Here is an 18,785-nt window from a genome sequence, read left to right on the forward strand (position 1 = left end):
TTGCATGCGGCATGCAACGCGCCGCATGCCAAGTGCAAAACTGACGGCGCGCTGACCGTTTCATGTCACGGGCGACAAGTTGTGCTCAACAAGAGCAGCGACAAATGCTGTGCAATCCCGCGACGATGCAAACTGAGCTCACTGATCCGAAGAAACCTTCCGCATAAACCCTCGCAACCGTTTGCGCGATTTGTTTTGTAAGCTCTATTTGTGTCATCGTATCGAGGCTTTGAAGCAGGCGACAAGCAGCACGGCACTCAGATAGCGAACTCAAACGGGGCAGGCGGAATTTCGATGTGGATCGTAAGACTCGCGCTCAGGCGTCCGTACACGTTCATCGTCCTGTCGCTGCTGTTGCTGATCATCGGCCCGCTCGTCATCCTGCGCACGCCTACCGATATCTTTCCGAACATCGACATACCGGTCGTCAGCGTCATCTGGAGTTACAACGGACTGCCGCCGGACCAGATGGAACGCCGCATTACACTCAACTATGAGCGCGGTTTGTCGGTGGCGGTCAACGACATCGAGCACATCGAATCCGAGTCGTTGCCGGGTATCGCCGTCATACGCATCTATTTCCAGCCGAACGCGAACGTCGACGAAGCCATCGCCGAGATCACCGCGCTCTCGCAGACGCAGTTGCGCTCGCTTCCTCCCGGCATCACGCCGCCGAACATCCTGCGCTTCAATGCATCGACGGTGCCGATACTGCGGCTCGCATTGTCGTCGGCCGAACTCACGGAGCAGCAACTCTACGACTTCGGCAACAGCTTCCTGAAGACGCAGCTCGCGACGGTGCAGGGCGCATCCGTGCCGCTGCCCTATGGCGGCAAGCAGCGGCAGATCATGGTCGATATCGATTCGCAAAAGCTGCAGGCCAAGAACCTCGCGCCGACCGATGTCGTCAATGCGATCAGCGCGCAGAACCTGATCCTGCCGACCGGCACGACGAAGATCGGTTCGATGGAATATTCAGTGGGCCTGAATGCCAGCCCGGGCACCATCGAAGGACTCAACGATATCCCCATTCGCACCGGCCCCGGCGGCACGATCTACATCAAGGACGTGGCGCACGTGCGCGACGGTTTCCAGCCGCAAACCAACATCGTTCGCGTCGATGGCACGCGTGCGTCGCTACTGACGATCAACAAGAGCGGCAACGCATCGACGCTCGATATCGTCGCGCGCGTGAAAAATCTCTTGCCGACCTTGCGCGGCATGGTGCCCGAATCGCTGAAGATCGAACCGGTCGCGGATCAATCGTTGTTCGTGCGTGCATCGGTATCCGGCGTGCTGCGCGAAGCGGTCATCGCAGCGGGACTCACTGCATTGATGGTGCTGCTCTTTCTCGGCAGCTGGCGCGCGACGCTCATCATCGCCATTTCCATTCCGCTATCGATGCTGACGTCGATCGTCGCGCTTTCGGCGATCGGCCAGACCATCAACATCATGACGCTTGGCGGTCTTGCGCTGGCCGTGGGCATTCTCGTGGACGACGCGACGGTCGCGATCGAGAACATCAGCCAGAACCTCGAGCAGGGCAAGGAACTCGAACAAGCCATCCTCGATGGCGCACAGCAGATTGCCGTGCCGACGCTCGTCTCCACGCTATCGATCTGCATCGTATTCATCCCGATGTTCCTGCTGACAGGCGTCGCGCATTACCTCTTCGTGCCGATGGCCGAGGCCGTCGTGTTCGCGATGCTCGCGTCGTACTTCTTCTCGCGCACGCTCATTCCGACGCTTGCCAAGTATCTCTTGCGGCATCACGGGCACATGGGTGGCGATGTCGAATCGATGAAGGGTTCGCGCAACGTATTCGTGCGTATTCACCTCGGCTTCGAGCGGCGTTTCGAGGCAGTGCGCAGCCGATACCGCGCCTTTCTCGAAGCGCGGCTCGCGCATCCGGGCCGCTTCGCATCGCTGTTTCTCGCATGTTGTCTGCTCTCGCTTGCGCTTGCGTCGTTTCTTGGACGCGACTTCTTTCCTTCGGTCGATTCGGGCGTCATCGCGATGCACATGCGAACCAAGACAGGCACGCGCATCGAAGAGACAGCGGTGCTAACCGACCGCGTCGACAATCGTATACGCGAGTTGATCCCTCGCAACGAGATTCGCTCGTTCATCGACAACATGGGCTTGCCGGTATCGGGCATCAACCTGTCGTATAACAACACGGGCACAGTGAGCGCCGCCGATGCCGACGTGCTCATCAGCCTCAACGAAGATCACGCGCCGACGGACGACTATATCCGCATGCTGAGAAAGCGCCTGCCGCAAGAGTTTCCCGGCGTGACGTTTTCGTTTCTGCCCGCTGATATCACCAGTCAGATCCTCAACTTCGGCCTGCCCGCACCGATCGATATCTCGATCACCGGCCGCGACGTGCGCGCGAACCGCGACTTCGCGAATCATTTGCTGGAGAAGATACGGCGCGTTCCCGGTCTCGTCGATGCGCGCATACAGCAGCCTTCCGATCTTCCCTCGATCAATGTCGAAGTGGATCGCACGAAAGCCTTGCAGGCCGGCTTCACGCAGCGTGATGTCGCGAACAACCTGCTCATCACATTGTCCGGCAGCCAGCAGACGACGCCGACGTTCTGGCTCAATCCGGTCAATGGCGTGAGCTACAACGTCATCACGACCGCGCCGCAATACGACATGAATTCACTGCAGTCAGTGGCCAATATTCCGGTGACATCGGCGAGCGGCAAGACGAACATTCTCGGCGCGCTGGCATCGCTTTCGCGCAGCTCGCGCGACGCGGTCGTCTATCACTACAACGCGCAGACCACCATCAATCTCTATGCGACCACGGAACGCCGCGATCTTGGCGCGGTATCGGATGACGTGCAGCGCATCATCGATGATTCGCGCGGACAGTTGCCGAAGGGGTCGTCCATTGACATACGCGGCCAGGTCGAAACGATGAACACATCGTTCTCCGGTCTCGCGCTCGGATTGATACTGGCCGTGGTGCTCGTGTATCTGCTGATCGTCGTGAACTTTCAGTCGTGGCTCGATCCGTTCATCATCATCACCGCGTTGCCGGGCGCGCTCGCGGGCATCGTGTGGATGCTGTTCATCACGCATACGACGCTGTCGATTCCCGCGCTGACGGGCGCCATCATGTGCATCGGCATTGCGACCGCGAACAGCATTCTCGTCGTGAGCTTTGCGCGTTCCGCGCTCGCCGAACATGGCGATGCCGTGCGTTCCGCGCTCGAAGCAGGCTATACGCGATTCCGTCCCGTGCTGATGACGGCGCTTGCGATGATGATCGGCATGGTGCCGATGGCGATCGGCCTCGGCGAAGGCGGCGAGCAGAACGCACCGCTTGGACGCGCGGTGATCGGCGGGTTGATGGTCGGCACGGTCGCGACGCTGTTCTTCGTGCCCGTCGTGTTTTCGATGGTCTACAAGCACATCGAGGCGCGCAAGGAACGCGATGAACGCATGCGGAATGCACACTTCTGAACTTACGGAGAACGAATGGAAGAGCAGTTGACGCAACGTTCGGCAACGGGCAAGCGAGGGCGTGTATGGCTCGTGATCGCGCTAGTGATCGTGGCCGGCATCGTCGCGCAGGGCATCTGGTCGCGCCATGCCGAACACGCCGAGCTTCAGCGCGATGCAGCCGAACACGGCATGCTGACCGTCGAGGTCATCAAGCCCATGCAGATGAAGCCGACGCAAGACCTGTTGCTCGCCGGCGATATCCGTGCGTTCTCCGATGCGCCGATCTTCGCGCGCACCAGCGGTTATCTGAAGCGCTGGACGGTGGATATCGGCAGCAAGGTGAAGAAGGGGCAGCTGCTCGCCGAGATCGATGCGCCCGAGATCAACGATCAGTTGCGCCAGGCGCGCGCGGATGCGCAGACTGCCCGCGCGAACTATCTGCTCGCCAAGAGCACGGCGGAACGCTGGGCGCAAATGGCGAAGAACAACTCGGTATCGCGTCAGGAAACCGACGAGAAAAACGGCGACATGCTCGCGAAAGAAGCGGCGCTGAATGCCGCGCAGGCGAACGTATCGCGGCTCGAACAACTCGTCTCGTTCCAGAAGATTTACGCACCGTTCGACGGCGTCGTCACTGCGCGCAACACGGATGTCGGCCAGTTGATCGATGCCGGCAGCGGCGCAGCGGGCCGCGAACTCTTCCACGTTCAGGATGCGACGACGCTGCGGGTATTCGTCGATGTGCCTCAGACCTATGCGCGCATGGTGACGGTCGGCATGCCCGCGGAACTGCTGCTGAACGAGGAGCGCAATCGCAAGTTCGAAGGCGTGACGGTTCGCGCGGCCGGCGCGGTCGATCCGGTTGCACGCACCATGCGCGTCGAGGTCGATGTGAAGAATCCGAGCGGCGAACTGCTGGCGGGCGCTTATGCGCAAGTGCGCTTTCGCTTGACGAGTGCGACGGCGTCCTACACGTTGCCGGGCAATGCGCTGCTGTTCAGGCCGGATGGCGTGCATGCGGCGAGCGTCGATGCGAACAATCGGGTGAAGCTGCTGCCCATCACGCTCGGCACCGATTACGGCACGCGCGTGTCGATCGTATCGGGATTGCGCGGCGATGAGCGCGTGATCGTGAATCCGCCGGACTCCATCGTGGATGGTGCGACCGTGCGTATCGGGCAGACGCAAGTCAAAAAGGGCGGGCAGTCGTCATGAAGCGCACGCATGCAGGCTCGATGCTGGCGCTGCTGTCGATGACGATGACGATGTCCGCCTGCACGGTCGGCCCCGACTACGTGCGCCCTGAAGTGCCAACGCCGGCGGCTTACAAGTCGGCGATGCCGGGGGATGCAGCGATATCGACGCAAGACTGGAAGCCTGCGCAGCCCGCCGACGCCGCGCCGCGCGCGCCGTGGTGGGAGGTCTACGGCGACCCGCAGCTGAACGCGCTGGAAGAGCGCGTGATCGTGTCGAATCAGACGGTGGCGGCCGCAGCCGCCCGATATCGCGGCGCGCGTGCGGCGGTCCGTCAGGCGCGTTCCGCGTTCTTTCCGACGATCACAGCCAACGCGTCGTTCAATCAGTCGCGCGTATCGTCGAATGTGCTGTACCGCTCGAGTGCGGGCGTGACCGTGCCGGACTACCTGGTCGAGGCTCAGGTCTCGTGGGAGCCGGACCTGTGGGGCCGCATTTCACGCGCAGTCGAAGGCGGTCGCGCCGAAGCGCAGGCCAGTGCGGCGGACCTGCAAAGCGCCATCCTTTCGATGCAGGCGGAACTCGCGACGAATTACTTCGATTTGCGCGGCACCGTCGAAGAAGAACGCTTGTTGCAAGAGACGCTGCAGGCCTATGAAAAAGCGCTTGCATTGACGCGCGATCGCTTCGCGGGCGGTGTGGCTGCGGAGTCGGACGTAGCGCAGGCAGAGGAGCAGTTGCGCGCGACGCAAGCGCAGTTGATCGGACTCGAGACCACGCACGCGAGCCTCGTCAATGCAATTGCGATTCTCATCGGCGAGCCGCCGTCGAGCTTCGCACTCGAGGTCGCGCCGCTCGATGCGGACCACGTGCCGCATCCGAATGCGGCGCTGACCGCATTGCCGTTATCGCTGCCGTCGGCGTTGCTCGAGCGCCGGCCCGATATCGCATCGGCCGAACGCCGTGTGGCTCAGGCGAACGGGCGCGTCGGTGTCGCGACGGCTGCGTTCTTTCCGAATCTGTTGCTGGCCGCAACCGGCGGTCTCGAAGCAACGCGCTTCAGTTCATGGCTGACGGCGCCGAGCCGCTTCTGGTCGCTCGGGCCGCAGCTTGCATTCACCGCGCTCGACTTCGGCGGCCGCACGGCAGCCCGCGATGCGGCGCGTGCCGCGTATGACGAGAGCGTAGCGGATTACCGGCAGACGGTGCTGACCGCGTTCGGTCAGGTCGAGGACAACCTTAATGCGCTGGACGTGCTGCGTCGCGAGAGCGAGGCGCAAGCGCAAGCCGTCGATGCCGCGAAGCGCGCGCTCGACAAGATCGGCAATCGCTACGAGAACGGCGCGATCACGTATCTGAACGTCGTCGTGACGCAGGCCACCGTGTTGTCGGATCAGCGTGCGGCAGTGCGTATCGAACGGCGCAGGATGGCTGCAAGCGTTGCGCTCATCAAGGCGTTGGGCGGCGGATGGACGACGGATCGGCTGCCTCGCGCCGATGAAGTATCGGCGCGAGAGTGAAGCGTCGCGTTCGAGGTCAGGCGCGCGTGCGTGGCCGGCAAATCATGAAGTATTGCGAACTAATCCACCACGGTGCATGAGGAACGGGGCTGACATGCGCCGCATCGATGGTGAAACGTTCGCCGACGACCGCGCGCAGTTCCCGAAAATCGAAGCCTTTATGCGTCGTGCGCGGATTCTCCGGCCGCTCGACGCGAATGCCGATCATCGACTTCAGCAATTCGGCGGGCGAGTATTCGGACTTCAGCGTGCGGCTGCGAATCATCCAGTTCGATACTTTCGGCGCAATCGCGAGGCCGTACATGATCGGCACGGAGATCAGCAGCGCGCCGTTCGGCTTGAGAATGCGCGCGGCGTCGTCGAGCAGGGACTCGACTTCGCTTTCGTAAAGGTGCTCGCAGACTTCGAACGACGTGAGCACATCGACACTGTGCGATGCCACGCCATCGAGCGATTCCGCGTATCGGACTTCGGCAAACGCCGGGGCCATGAACTTGTCGTGGCCGATGAGCGTGATGTCGGGCCGCGTTTCACCGAGCGCATGCAGAAAGAGTCCCGGACCCGCGCCGAAGTCGACCACCGTGCCACGTGTCGGGCACAGGCCGGTGACGAGATCGGTCGCCATCGTCATTCGCGTTCGATGCGCAAAACGCGCGAGCGGATTGCCCGAATTGACGGTCTGTTCTGCGTATGAAATCTCGCGCATTCGAAAGTCCCCTTTTTTTATCGACTCGTTATCGAATGATCTATTTTCTGGCCGTTTCGGACGATATTGCAGCGATGCGCCGTGCCGCGCAATCGCCGTCGATAGGCGTCGTCCGCCGAACTTCTGCCGGCCTCCGCCATCGCTTCGACGTTATAGGAAGAGCCATGCGCCGCATGCGACGAGCGCCACGCTCCAGAGCCAGTCGACGTTGATCCAGCCCGTGCGCAGAAAGCTCAGGCCCGCGCGCTCGTGCACCGACATTGCGAATAGGGAGATGGCGGCGATGACCGCGAGCATCGCGGCGGTATGAAGAGACAAGGCGACCGCGCCCGCTTCGAACGCGTCCGCTGCCGGTGCCTTCGCCGCTGATCCGCCGCAGAACGGCAGCAGCGCAGGCACGAGCATGAGGCCCGCCCCGTGCGCGCTCGACATGACGAACGACCACAGCGCGAGGCCCGCGAGTCCGGTGCGCATGCCGACGGCCGGACGCCCGCGATGCCCGCGCCACGCACGCCACGCGCCCCCGCCGATCAGCAGCACCCCGCAGCCGCGCGCAAGCGTCTCGTGACTGGCGTACGAACCCAGCGTGAGCACGCCCGCCAGCACGAGCGCGACGGATAGCGCATGACCCAGTGCGATCGGCACGAGCGATAGCAAGACGACGCGCTTGCTATGCGCGTAGAGTCCGAGGGCGAGCGCGAACAGCCATCCCATCGCGGGATTGATGCCATGAAAAGCGCCGAGGCCCGCAGCGGTGATCCAGAGCGCGGGCGTGCCGGTGTTCATGGGTCCGCGCTCCTCGAAGGCATCATGGATAGCAATACGAATCCGACGAGCAATCGCCGCCTTGCAGCCGGATCTGATGCGGCCGATGCCCCTTCGGCCAGTCGATGAAGAACCGTTCGTCGACACTCAGGCCGCCGTCCGCGCCTGCGTCGAGCTTCACCATCCAGCCATTGATGCCTTCCGGATAGAACTGCGAATCCACGGCGCCGTATAGCGAGTTGGTGAAGTACACGCGGCGTCCGTCGCGGCTGACTTCGACCATTTGCGGGCCGCCGTTCAAGTGGCCGTTGCTCGCGCCTGCGTGCGTCGCGCGCGCGACCACGCCGCCGATGCGCACCTTGCCCGCGAGCTTCGGCGCGAATGGATCGGAGACGTCGTATTGCAGCATGTCGCCGGTGCCCCAGCACGATACATATAGAAAGCGGTCATCCATCGAGAGATCGATGTCCGATACCAGCGGCGGCACCGCGCCGAAGCCTTGCAATAGCGGCGGCAGCACGGAGGCGTCGGCGGGTTCGGCGGGAATGTCGATGACCTTCTTCACGGCCCATTGGTCCTTGTCGCGATACCATGTCCAGATCGACGACGAGAGGTCCTTCAGGCTGATCACGCAATTGACGAAGCCATATGCCTTCGTCGGATCGTGCGCGGGGCGCAGTTCGAAGACGAGCTGATACTCGTCGCCGAAGTCGATCTCCTGCACGTGCCTGCGCTTCGTCAGGTCCCAGAAATGCAGCTTGCGGCCGTACTTCGCGCCGAGCAGCAGTTCGGGCACGAGACCTTCCTCGAAGGTATCGGGCGTGCCCCATTCGCTCGTGACCATCGTGTCGTAACCGAGATGCCACCACGCATCGTAGGCAAGCTGCTGCGGTCCTCGCTCGACTTCCCATCGGCCGAGCGGATCGAAGCTCTGTTGATCGAGCATCAGCACGCCGCCAGGCGCCTTGCCTTCCGCGTTGCCGAGCGCGGTGACGTAGATGCCGCCCGGGCCGCAGTGAACGGTATGGGGCCGCGTATAGCCGGTTTTCTCCGCGAGTTCGGCGGCCTCGATGGTCTTGACGATGACCGGCTTCTTCGGATCGGGCTTCGTATCGACGATATGAATGCGCGACGAACGCAGCCCCGGCACGACGAGATAGCGGCGCTCCATGTGCGGATGCGGCGCGTTAGGACACAGGCACGACGAGCACGCGTTCCAGCCGAAGTGATGCAGTTCGTCGCCGGCATCGGGCATCGCCAGTTCGCCCACTATTCGCGCATAGTCCGCCGATTCGGGATCGACATCGACGACCGCGAGTTTGTCGGGCGTCTTGCGCTCGGGATCGAACGTCGCGACATAGGCGAGCGTTTCGCACGGGGCCTTCGCAGCGAGTCGCGGGGAAGGGTAGAAGCTCGGATCAGGTTTCCATGTCGCCATGTCGGTTCTCCCAATGAGCGGTCCTTCTGCACTATAGGACACGCCTGCGCCGAATGCGTCGGGCTGCTTATAAGGGATTACGCAATACAAAGCGAAACAGGCGCAATGCCCGCATCGAACGGCGCGAGAGCATCTACAATGAAAGCGTCGTCTTCTTGCGCTCGAAGGAGGTTGCGATGACCGAGCCGATGATCACCCTGATGGTCGGAGTCGTCGTGGTGCTATGCGCCATCGTGATTCTGGTCATGCATCACAGGCACCCGCATATACATCCGCCGAAAGCGCGCTGGCTGGATTCGCATCCGCCTCGTGACTGGTTGCATCACAGGCATTGAAAGCATGAGCCTCGAGCGGATATGACGCCGGTTTTCACCGGCGTTTTTTGTACTCAGCGTCTTGGCCCTTTCATCGCTTCGGCTTCCATCGCGGCATGCCATTCTTCGCTGTTCTCGATCGGGTCGATACCTTCGTCGATGGACGCCGATGCGCGCTCCGCGAAAGCCCGGTTTCCTTCGTCGACGTCTTCGTCCGGTGAATCGTCGCTGTCTGGGGGATCGAGCATGTCGCGCAGCATCGCGCTGAGTTCGGGCGTATTCCACGGTTCGCCGCGTTGCTTCTTCTTCTTGATGTAGTGCCTGACTTCGGCATCCTGCTCGGGCGTGAGCGGCAGGCCCCGAAACGTGCGCTTGGCGTCGGTGTCGATCATCGGATGCTCCCTCTTTGAAGCAACGGGCACTTCAAGTGTAGCGCCGTTCCCTGCCGGACACGCGATTGTTCAGAGCGGAGGCAGCCTGCGTTCGATGGGCGTCGTCTTCACGATGGCCGTGCTCGTCGCGGCGCGGTCGGTGACTTTCGCGAGGATGTCGTCGAGATGCTCGATGGAACGCAGATACAGGCGGCAGACGAAGCAGTCATCGCCCGTGACCTTCACGCATTCGACGAACTCCGGGATGCGCCGGATCGCGTCCTCGACGAGATGCAACTGTCCCGGCAACGGCTGCACGCGCACGATGGCCTGAAGCGTATAACCGAGCGCCGACGGGTCGATCTCCACCGTGAAACCGCGAATGACCCCTTGGGATTCCAGGCGGCGAATGCGCTCGGCCGTGCTCGGTGCGGACAGTCCGATGCGCTTCGCCAGTTCGCTCACCGCGATGCGTCCGTCGACTGCAAGCACGCCGATCAGCTCGCGGTCGATCGCGTCGATGCTCGCTTGCGATGGGCCAGGGTTCTTCGGCATGATGGCCTTCGATAGCAAGGTAATGAATGAAATGTGCCTTATTTTAGGCATGGTTTAACGTGCCGCGCATCGATAGACTTCAACTCATCGAAACCGCATTCGCCTGACCGCCATGAACACACACGCAATCGGCAACACGCGCAACGCCGCCGAGCAGCGGCGCGGGGCCATCGAGATGACGCTCGCCATGCTGATGTCGGGCACGATCGGCTGGCTCGTCGTGTCGTCGGGGCAGTCCACGGGCAACGTCGTGTTCTTTCGCTGCGTATTCGGCGGGGCGACGCTCGTTGCCGTCTGCGCGATGCTCGGACTGCTGCACAAGCGCTATTTCTCATGGTCCATGCTGGGATGGGTCGCGCTCGGCAGCGTGGCGATCGTCGGCAACTGGCTGCTGCTTTTCGCGGCGTATTCGCGCGCGTCGATCTCGATGGCCACGACTGTCTACAACACGCAGCCGTTCATGCTCGTCGCACTCGGGGCCCTCGTGCTGCGCGAACGCATTTCGGCTTCGACGCTCGCGTGGCTCGGCATCGCGTTCGTGGGGCTCGTGATGGTGGTGCGCGTCGAACCGGCCGTGCTTGCGATGCACGGACGCTATCTCGAAGGCATCGCCTATGCGCTCGGCGCGGCCTTGCTGTACGCGATATCGTCGATTATCACGAAGCGGCTCAAGGGCACGCCGCCGCACCTGATCGCCATGCTGCATGTGCTGCTCGGCATCGTGATGCTCGCGCCCTTCGCGCATTTCGACGCGGCGCCCGCGAGCATCGGCGGATGGGCCGATCTGATCGTGCTGGGAGTCGTGAACACCGGCCTCATGTACGTGCTGCTTTACGGCGCGATTCAGAAGCTGCCCGTCGCGACGACCGGTGCGCTGTCGTTCATCTATCCGGTCGTGGCGATCGTCGTCGACTGGCTCGCATTCGGCCAGCATCTGGCCTGGCTGCAAGTCGCCGGCGCCGCGCTGATCCTGCTCGCGGCAGCGGGCGTCAATCTGCAATGGCGAATCGTGCCGGCCCGCCGCGCAAGCGAATGAACGATGCATGCAGAATGCGACGCGCGTCGTATAGAATGGCCCGCTTTTCCGAACAACATCGAAAGCGCCGCCATGTGGTTCAAGAATCTTCAGCTTCACCGCCTTCCCGCTCACTGGACCGTCACGCCCGAACAGATGCACAAATGGCTCGCGCCGCTTGCGTTCAGCGCGGCGTCGAGCGTCGAGAACGAGCGGCGCGGCTGGGTCTCGCCGCGTCATGACGATGCGCTCGTCTACACGGTCAACCGCCAGATGCTGATCACGTATCGCGCGGAGAAGAAGCTGCTGCCGGCGTCGGTCGTCACGCAGTTCACGAAGGAGCGTGCGCTCGAACTCGAAGAGCAGCAGGGCTTCAAACCCGGCCGCAAGCAGATGCGCGAACTGAAGGAGCAAGTGACCGACGAACTGCTGCCGCGTGCATTCAGCATCCGCCGCGATACGCGCGTGTGGATCGATCCGGTGCACGGATGGCTCGCGATCGATGCCGCATCGGCGACGGTCGCCGACGACATCATCGGCTTGCTGGTGAAGTCGGTCACGGACCTGCCGCTCGCGAGCGTCCGGCCGGCGCGCTCGCCGGTGTCGGCCATGACGGAGTGGCTGCTGACCGGCGACGCGCCTGCGGGTTTCACGCTCGATCGCGATACCGAACTGCGCTCGACCGGCGAAGGCAATGCCACGGTGCGCTACGTCGGCCATGCGCTCGAGGCGGAGGACATGCGCCGTCACATCGAAGCGGGCAAGCAGTGCATGCGTCTTGCGATGACGTGGGACGACCGCGTGTCCTTCGTGCTGACGCCTTCGCTGACGCTCAAGCGCGTGACGCCGCTCGACGTCATCAAGGAAGCCGCCGATCCCACCGCGGCCAACGACGACGAGCGCTTCGAATCCGACTTCCTGCTGATGACGGGCGAACTCGACCGGCTGTTCACGGCGCTTGCCGAAGCACTCGGCGGCGAAGAAGACCTGCGCGCGGCGGCATGAACTGCGATAGAAACGCGCTCACGCCGCCGGCGATGCAAACGCGTAGCCGTTCTTGCCGTTGCGCTTGACGGCGTACATGGTGTCGTCGGCGGCGGCGACGAGCCGCCAGTAATCCGTCACGCGATCGGGATAACTCGCGATACCGATGCTCGCGCGCACCAGCGACAAATCCATGCGCGCATCGGTTTCCGCCACGCACGTGATGATGCGCTGCGCGATCGCCGCCAGTTCGAGATCGCTCGAGAACTCCCGCACGAGCACGGCGAACTCATCGCCACCAATCCGCGCGACCACATCGCTGTTGCGCACTGTCTGACGAAAACGCCGCGATACCGCGATCAGAAATTCATCGCCGATGCGGTGGCCGTGCGTATCGTTCACACGCTTGAATCCGTCCAGATCGATATACAGCACGGCAATGCGCTCCGCGCTCGCATTCGCGCCGCCGCCGAGCTGTTCGGCCGTTTCCTCGAGCGCGGCGAAGAGCTTGCGGCGGTTGGGCAAACCGGTCATCGCATCGTGCAGGGACGCGTGCTCGAATTCGCTCGATATCCCGACGAGTTGCCGATTGCGTTTTGCATACATTCCGAGCGCGGTGATCAGCACGCCGAATACGATCGACGACAGCGCGATCAGCGTATGCGACACGCTGACGATCCGTTCGCGCACGTCGGCGCTCGCGCGGTCACGCTCGGCGCGCCAGTACAGGTAGGCAGCATCCAGCGCGGCGCTCGCCGCTTTCAGATCGGATGCGGGAGAGAGCACGAGCGGAGGGAGCGCGGGCGCGGGAGCCGGACTCGCTGCGATGAGCGCATGGAGGCTTGCGAGCCGCGCGGCGAATTCGGTGCGCGCATCGCGGTATGCCGCGCGATGGGCGGTATCGCCGGCCGATGCGTCCTGCAGCGACAGCGCCGATGCACGCGCCGTATCGGCCCGCTCGACGGCTTCGAGCACGAGCCCGATGTATTCCTGCTGAAGTTGCGCGGAGAAGATCGCGCGGACCTGGAACGCGAGAAACAGCAGCCCGATCAGAAGACTGAGCAGCGCGACGCCGGCGAGCGGCGCGGGGCCCGGCACACGCAGGCGCTGCAGATGCGCCCGCGCGCCGCCCAGCCAGCGAAGTGTGCGTGCCGCAAGCGCGTCGTCGTCACGGACGGGAATATTCCTCTCGCTGACCGGATGTGGCATTGCGTCGATAGCTCACTCGATGAAAGAAGGCGCCCACGCGGGCAAAGAGTCCGGGCTCGGCCTTCGAAGGCGGCGCACGACGTTTGGTGGTCTGGCTGGCTTGCGCCGTGCGCACCGGCTTGTCACCGGCACGGTTCGCGCGATTGTTCGGTTGGTTCGATGCCGTCGCCCGGCGCTGCGTGGCGTCGTCCTCGGCGATGGCAACCGGCGCCGCCGCGACAGGGCTCAGGCCGGGCCGGTCCAGAGCAGGCGGGCTGCCGGCGAGCCTGATGTTCTCGGGATGCGCCGTCACGGGCGCTTCCACCACGCCCGATGACTGCGTGGCCGCCAGTACCGGCTGATCGATGCCGAGTGTCTGCCGGGCACTGTTCATCGCTTCGGCATAGACGCGCTGGTCGTGGTTGAACCACATGCTGTATGCGACGGTGCCGAGGACGCCTACGCCGAGCGCAGTCGCCGAAGCCATCCACAGCGCGAGACGGCCGAAGCGGCGCGGCGTGCGGACGGGCGCCTCGTCGGGATCGGCGTCGTCGTCGAAGTCGGCGAGGGACTCGGACAAAGCAGGCACGGAGGGATCGTTAGCGGGACTCGGGCCGCCTGCGAACGGCTCATCAGGTAGCTCAGCGTGTTGAGGCATGGCAGCGCTCCAGAATCATGTTCGTCGACGGCGGCAGGCGTTCGGTGCATGCAGTGCGCGGTGCGGCCCGGCGCATGAGCCGGGTGACACGCCATGCGATTAGGTCGCGCAAGACGAGTGATGCGCGGCACGTGCCGAATCGATCGAAAAAACAAACGAATGAATCTCGCGCATTTGAAGCATCGCGCGATGCAAACGCTCGCCGCAAGCCGGCAAAAAGTACGAGGTGCGGCGGCAGCTACAGGACAATAGTGCTTGCCGGGGCGATGCGCGTGACTGCCGCGCCGCACCGCGCCGTGCAAAGGATGAATAGTACCGTAGCAACGACGAAGCCAGCAGCCCACGTGCGAATTCCTCAGATCAACGATGCTTCGATGGGTTGCATCGCGTCCACGCCGATTGCGCTTTGCATCTTGCCTCAAGCATGTTGCGTGCAGAACTCAATTCGCTGCGTCGTCGGTCGTGAACGGCTGCGGGGAATTGCGTTCGGGCAGGCCGTAGCGCTCGAATTCCGATATCACCTGTGCGCCGAAAAGCAGCAGGGTCGCGAGCGCTTCCAGGCTGAACAGCACGACGATGGATGTCGTCAGCGAACCGTACACGACGCTCACTTGCGAGAGCGTCGCGAAGTACCAGACGAGTACGTGCCGCGTGATCTCCCACAGCACGGCGGCCGTCACGCTGCCGAGCAGCGCGAGCCGGAACGATGGCCGTCCGACCGGCATCACGAGATAGATCGACGTCAGCACGAAAATCTCCCCCGCGACGCCGAGCAGGTACAACAGCACGCGCGACGCGCCCTTCAGCGACACTTCGACGCCGAGCAGCATCACGCTGTTGTCGCCCATCGCCTGAAGGCCGTTCGACACGAGCGTGACGATCAGCATGCCGACGCCGAGGAAGAGGATGTAGCAATAAGGCAGCAGCGCGGACAGCAGGAAATGCCGCCGGCGGATCGCCACGCGATGCACGAAGATCACCGACATCGCGTTCTCGAGCACGGTGAAGGCGAGCGAGCTGAAGAAGATCATCGTGACGAGCAGCAGCCAGCCGATGACCGCGCGATGCGTCAGAAAGTTGGCGAGTTCGCGCACGATCGCCCGCGCCTGTCCCGGCACGAGCCATTCGAGCAGATGCGCGAGCGTTTCGAGCAGTTCGCGCTGGCCGACGAACTTCGACAGCACGATGACGATGAGGATGAGCAGCGGCACGATCGACAGCAGCGCGTAATACGCGACCGCGCCCGCGAGCAGCATGCCCTGATTGGCGCGAAACGCCTTGATCGTGCGCTTGAGGAAGCCGAACGGATGGCGCGCGACGTTGTGAAGCTGAGGCCCCAATACAGGGCCGAGAATCTTCGACATGGGACCTCCGCGACGCGCGCATGTGCGGCGATGGGCGCGTTTGTCCTGCCCGCCTGCCTCTAACAAAGGATTCGAGGCTCGGGGAGCAAGTTGCGCGCCCAACGGCGGAGTTCAGCCCGCGTTGTCGGCGTCGGCGTCGGCGTTGGCGTTGCTGCGCGCAGCCGCTTGTTGCGCAGCCTCTTCGAATGCGATGTCGAGCAACGCGTCGACATCGCGTGCGGGCATGTCGGCCGCTTCGATGCGGCGCAGGCGGCAGAAAAGCGCGAGCGCTTCGGCGGCGGCGGCGAAGGCATCGCCCAAGGCCAGGGCGGGGACTTCCGGCTGTGCGATTCCCGAATCGCGGGACAGGAGGCGTTTTTTTCTCATGGCCCACATATCGGCATCAATGCGGCTTTACTTGAGCGATATGCCGCGCATCGTTCACCTTTGCGGCGTCATGCACTAATCTTGCATGAGCGGCTGCGCGACGGGTCCTTGCCGGCGCGCCCCATCGCATGTTCATCGCGGCTTCTTTTTGTCTGCCGAACGCGACGGGTGAATCACGCGTTCATCCGCGCTTTCGTCCACGCGTTCAGCCTGGGAGACGGTCATGCCTGCTTCTCACGTAGCCGATTCGTCCGCGCCCGGCCTAGGCGCCGATATCGAAGTCGTCAACGCAGACGAACGCCTCTATAACCACGATCTCGCACCCGTTCCGCGCTCGCGCCGCACATGGACGGGCTACAGTATCTTCGCGATGTGGATGTCCGACGTTCACAGCGTCGGCGGTTATACGTTCGCGGCGAGCCTCTTTCTGCTCGGCCTGTCCGGCTGGCAAGTGCTGCTCGCGATGACCATCGGCATACTCATCGTCTATGTGCTGATGAACTGGGTCGGCAAGCCGAGCCTCGTGCACGGCATTCCGTTCCCGGTGATGGCCCGCGTGTCGATGGGCGTCATGGGCGCGAATCTGGCCGCGCTGATTCGCGGAGTCGTCGGCATCGTGTGGTACGGCGTGCAGACCTACTTTGCATCGAAGGCGGTCGCGACGCTCCTGCTGCTCTTCGTGCCGTCGGCGGTCGCACTGCGCGATTCGAGCTTTCTGCGGCTCGACATGCTCGGCTGGGTCAGCTTTCTCTTCATGTGGCTGCTGCAGCTCGTGATCTTTCAGCGCGGCATGGAGATCATCCGCAAGTTCATCGACTTCTGCGGGCCGGCCGTGTATGTCGTGATGTTCTTTCTGATGGGCTGGATTCTCTACCGGGCGGGACTCGGCAGCCTCGACCTCACGCTGTCCGGCAAGGTCCTGCCCGGCGACGAACAATTGCACGCGATGATCAACGCGACGCTGCTCGTGGTGAGCTACTTCGCCGCGCTGTTGCTGAATTTCGGCGATTTCTCGCGCTTTGCAAAGAGCGAGCGGCAAATGAAAGTCGGCAATTTCCTGGGCCTGCCGTTCAACTTCCTTGCATTCGCCGTCATCACGGTGATCGTCACGGCGGGCAGCGAGAAGGTCTTCGGCACGATGATCATGGACCCTGTAGAAATCGTTTCGCGCATCGACAACAAGTTCGCGGTGGCGATCGGCAGCATCACGTTCATCATCGCGACGATGGGCATCAACATCGTTGCGAACTTCGTTTCGCCGGCTTACGACATCGCGAATCTCTTTCCGAAGCACGTCGATTTCAAGAAGGGCGGACTGATCGCATCGATACTCGCGGTCGTCGTGTGTCCGTGGATCTTCGTCGACAGCCCGAAGGCAATCACCATCTTCGTTTCGGTTTTCGGCGCAGTGCTCGCACCGATGTACGGCGTGATGATGGCGGATTACTACCTCGTCAAGCGCCAGAACGTGAATGCCGCCGAACTCTACACGATGCAGCCCGGCGCGCGTTTCTACTACGACGGCGGATGGAACAAGGTCGGGCTTGCCGCGCTGCTGCTGTCGGGCGCGATCTCCGTGGGATGGGAACTCTCGACGCAGCTTTTGAAGATTCTGCCCGCCAACAACCTCGGCTGGCTCATCGGCGCGGTGGCCGGGGCGCTGCTGTATGTCGTCCTGATGCGGATTGCACGGCGCAGATAAGCGTTCGCATCGGCGGGGGCCATCTCAACTTGAGACGTTCGAGCATTCGAACGAGACGCCGCGGCATTCGCGCGGGCGTCCCGCGCCCCTAAGCTCTCTTCAACGACAGACGAACGCATTGGCGTTCGCCGCGTCCTTCGAAAAGGAGAGGGCACATGAACACGAATCTTCCATCCAGGCCTGCGCCGATGCCCGTCGCGTTCTTCGGCATCGCCGTCGGTGCGCTGGCGCTTGCCGGTGCATGGCGCGCGGCCGCCGGCGTGTGGCCGGTTCCCGCGAGCGTGCCGGCGCTGTTGACGGTCGCCGCGCTCGCCGTGTGGCTCGTGCTGATGGCCGCCTACGCGCACAAGTGGCTCACGCAGCGCGCCGACGCCATCGCGGAGATGCAGCATCCGGTGCAGTCGTCGTTCGCGGCGCTCGCGCCGGTATCGACGATGCTCGCGGCGCAAGCCGTGCAAGGCCAGTCGCGGGCATTGGCAATCGCGCTGTTCGCGGCGGGCGTCGTCAGTCAGCTCGCGCTCGGCGCGTATCTGCATGGACGATTCTGGCAAGGCGGCCGCAAGCCCGAACTGACGACACCCGCCGTCTATCTGCCGACGGTCGCGCCCAGCTTCGTCGCGGGGACGGCCGCAGCGGGCCTGGGCTGGACGCAGATCGGCATGTTGTTCTTCGGGGCGGGTGTGTTCTCGTGGCTGGCGATCGAATCCATCGTGCTGCATCGCGCGGCGGTGCATGAACCGCTGCCCGACGCACTGCGCCCGAGCCTCGGCATCCAGCTCGCGCCGCCGGTCGTCGGCGGGGTGTCGTATCTCGCGATCACGCACGGCTTGCCCGACCTCTTTGCGACGATGCTGCTCGGCTACGGGCTGTATCAGGCGCTGATGCTCGCGCGTCTCGTGCCGTGGATTCGCCAGCGCGATTTCACGCCGTCGTACTGGGCATTCAGCTTCGGCGCGGCCGCGCTGCCGACGATGGCTATCCGCATGATCGAACGCGGCGCGCAAGGGCCGGTCGAGTGGATCGCGCCGGTGGCCTTTGTCGCGGCCAATATCATCATCGCGATGCTGGTCGCCGCAACGGTGCGGGCGATGATTGCAGGGCGCTTGCTGCCGGCGACGGTCGTGGCAAAGCGCGCCTGATGCATTCGCTGCGTCGTCTCGCGCGAAGCCCCCGCACAAAGACG

Annotated in this window: 17 protein-coding genes; 8 read left to right on the plus strand and 9 right to left on the minus strand. The window is 63.4% G+C overall.

Annotation, left to right across the window (positions count from 1 at the left end; genetic code table 11):
- Positions 1 to 294: 294 nt before the first annotated feature.
- The 3 genes from P9220_RS10585 to P9220_RS10595 are packed head-to-tail and all read left to right on the plus strand — an operon-like array spanning position 295 to position 6,176.
- Positions 295 to 3,480, plus strand: coding sequence for an efflux RND transporter permease subunit (locus P9220_RS10585; RefSeq protein WP_309764800.1), 3,186 nt, complete (start codon positions 295 to 297; stop codon positions 3,478 to 3,480).
- A gap of 15 nt (positions 3,481 to 3,495) precedes the next feature.
- A complete protein-coding gene (locus P9220_RS10590; RefSeq protein ID WP_309764801.1) occupies positions 3,496 to 4,677 on the plus strand; it encodes an efflux RND transporter periplasmic adaptor subunit in 1,182 nt (393 codons plus the stop codon).
- The gene (locus tag P9220_RS10595; protein WP_309764802.1) at positions 4,674 to 6,176 is read left to right on the plus strand and encodes an efflux transporter outer membrane subunit; all 1,503 of its coding nucleotides are present in this window, start codon (positions 4,674 to 4,676) and stop codon (positions 6,174 to 6,176) included. Before P9220_RS10590 ends, P9220_RS10595 begins: the two co-directional genes overlap by 4 nt.
- 16 nt (positions 6,177 to 6,192) lie before the next feature.
- Here P9220_RS10595 and P9220_RS10600 read toward each other — a convergent pair whose 3' ends face one another.
- The 3 genes from P9220_RS10600 to P9220_RS10610 all read right to left on the minus strand — a co-directional run bounded on the left by P9220_RS10600 (position 6,193) and on the right by P9220_RS10610 (position 9,085).
- Positions 6,193 to 6,882 carry a methyltransferase domain-containing protein gene (locus P9220_RS10600; RefSeq protein WP_309764803.1) on the minus strand — a complete coding sequence of 230 codons (690 nt, stop codon included), beginning with the start codon at positions 6,880 to 6,882 and terminating at the stop codon, positions 6,193 to 6,195.
- A gap of 150 nt (positions 6,883 to 7,032) precedes the next feature.
- Positions 7,033 to 7,668 carry a hypothetical protein gene (locus P9220_RS10605; protein WP_309764804.1) on the minus strand — a complete coding sequence of 212 codons (636 nt, stop codon included), beginning with the start codon at positions 7,666 to 7,668 and terminating at the stop codon, positions 7,033 to 7,035.
- 22 nt (positions 7,669 to 7,690) lie between these two features.
- Positions 7,691 to 9,085: a selenium-binding family protein gene (locus tag P9220_RS10610; protein ID WP_309764805.1), complete on the minus strand. Its 1,395-nt coding sequence runs from the start codon at positions 9,083 to 9,085 to the stop codon at positions 7,691 to 7,693.
- Positions 9,086 to 9,261: 176 nt separating this feature from the next.
- On the opposite strand from P9220_RS10610, the gene P9220_RS10615 reads away from it, so the two are divergent.
- Positions 9,262 to 9,420 (plus strand): hypothetical protein, encoded by a 159-nt coding sequence (locus P9220_RS10615; protein WP_309764806.1) that lies wholly within the window; start codon positions 9,262 to 9,264, stop codon positions 9,418 to 9,420.
- Between the two features lie 53 nt (positions 9,421 to 9,473).
- Here the strand turns inward: P9220_RS10615 and P9220_RS10620 are convergent, their stop codons facing one another.
- On the minus strand, positions 9,474 to 9,791 hold the full coding sequence (locus tag P9220_RS10620; protein ID WP_309764807.1) for a hypothetical protein: 318 nt from the start codon (positions 9,789 to 9,791) through the stop codon (positions 9,474 to 9,476).
- 69 nt (positions 9,792 to 9,860) lie between these two features.
- Positions 9,861 to 10,325 carry an Lrp/AsnC family transcriptional regulator gene (locus P9220_RS10625; RefSeq protein WP_309764808.1) on the minus strand — a complete coding sequence of 155 codons (465 nt, stop codon included), beginning with the start codon at positions 10,323 to 10,325 and terminating at the stop codon, positions 9,861 to 9,863.
- A 112-nt stretch (positions 10,326 to 10,437) separates the two neighbouring features.
- Here P9220_RS10625 and P9220_RS10630 point away from each other — a divergent pair, with 112 nt between their 5' ends.
- Both P9220_RS10630 and P9220_RS10635 read left to right on the plus strand, forming a co-directional pair.
- A complete protein-coding gene (locus P9220_RS10630) occupies positions 10,438 to 11,361 on the plus strand; it encodes a DMT family transporter (RefSeq protein ID WP_309764809.1) in 924 nt (307 codons plus the stop codon).
- A 72-nt stretch (positions 11,362 to 11,433) separates the two neighbouring features.
- The gene (locus tag P9220_RS10635; protein ID WP_309764810.1) at positions 11,434 to 12,345 is read left to right on the plus strand and encodes a recombination-associated protein RdgC; all 912 of its coding nucleotides are present in this window, start codon (positions 11,434 to 11,436) and stop codon (positions 12,343 to 12,345) included.
- Between the two features lie 18 nt (positions 12,346 to 12,363).
- Here P9220_RS10635 and P9220_RS10640 read toward each other — a convergent pair whose 3' ends face one another.
- The 4 genes from P9220_RS10640 to P9220_RS10655 all read right to left on the minus strand — a co-directional run bounded on the left by P9220_RS10640 (position 12,364) and on the right by P9220_RS10655 (position 15,900).
- Positions 12,364 to 13,428, minus strand: coding sequence for a GGDEF domain-containing protein (locus tag P9220_RS10640; protein WP_309765456.1), 1,065 nt, complete (start codon positions 13,426 to 13,428; stop codon positions 12,364 to 12,366).
- 64 nt (positions 13,429 to 13,492) lie between these two features.
- Positions 13,493 to 14,101 carry a hypothetical protein gene (locus tag P9220_RS10645; protein WP_309764811.1) on the minus strand — a complete coding sequence of 203 codons (609 nt, stop codon included), beginning with the start codon at positions 14,099 to 14,101 and terminating at the stop codon, positions 13,493 to 13,495.
- A 509-nt stretch (positions 14,102 to 14,610) separates the two neighbouring features.
- Entirely contained in the window at positions 14,611 to 15,534 is a 924-nt protein-coding gene (locus P9220_RS10650; protein ID WP_309764812.1) for a YihY/virulence factor BrkB family protein, read from the minus strand.
- Positions 15,535 to 15,645: 111 nt separating this feature from the next.
- On the minus strand, positions 15,646 to 15,900 hold the full coding sequence (locus P9220_RS10655) for a hypothetical protein (RefSeq protein ID WP_309764813.1): 255 nt from the start codon (positions 15,898 to 15,900) through the stop codon (positions 15,646 to 15,648).
- Positions 15,901 to 16,123: 223 nt separating this feature from the next.
- Between P9220_RS10655 and P9220_RS10660 the strand changes: the two genes are divergently transcribed.
- Complete coding sequence (locus P9220_RS10660; protein WP_309764814.1) at positions 16,124 to 17,602, plus strand: NCS1 family nucleobase:cation symporter-1; 1,479 nt, start codon at positions 16,124 to 16,126, stop codon at positions 17,600 to 17,602.
- Positions 17,603 to 17,757: 155 nt separating this feature from the next.
- On the plus strand, positions 17,758 to 18,741 hold the full coding sequence (tehA, locus tag P9220_RS10665) for a dicarboxylate transporter/tellurite-resistance protein TehA (protein WP_309764815.1): 984 nt from the start codon (positions 17,758 to 17,760) through the stop codon (positions 18,739 to 18,741).
- The last annotated feature ends 44 nt before the right edge of the window (positions 18,742 to 18,785 follow it).

Origin of the sequence: Caballeronia sp. LZ016, assembly GCF_031450805.1 — a bacterium.
Classification (GTDB): domain Bacteria; phylum Pseudomonadota; class Gammaproteobacteria; order Burkholderiales; family Burkholderiaceae; genus Caballeronia.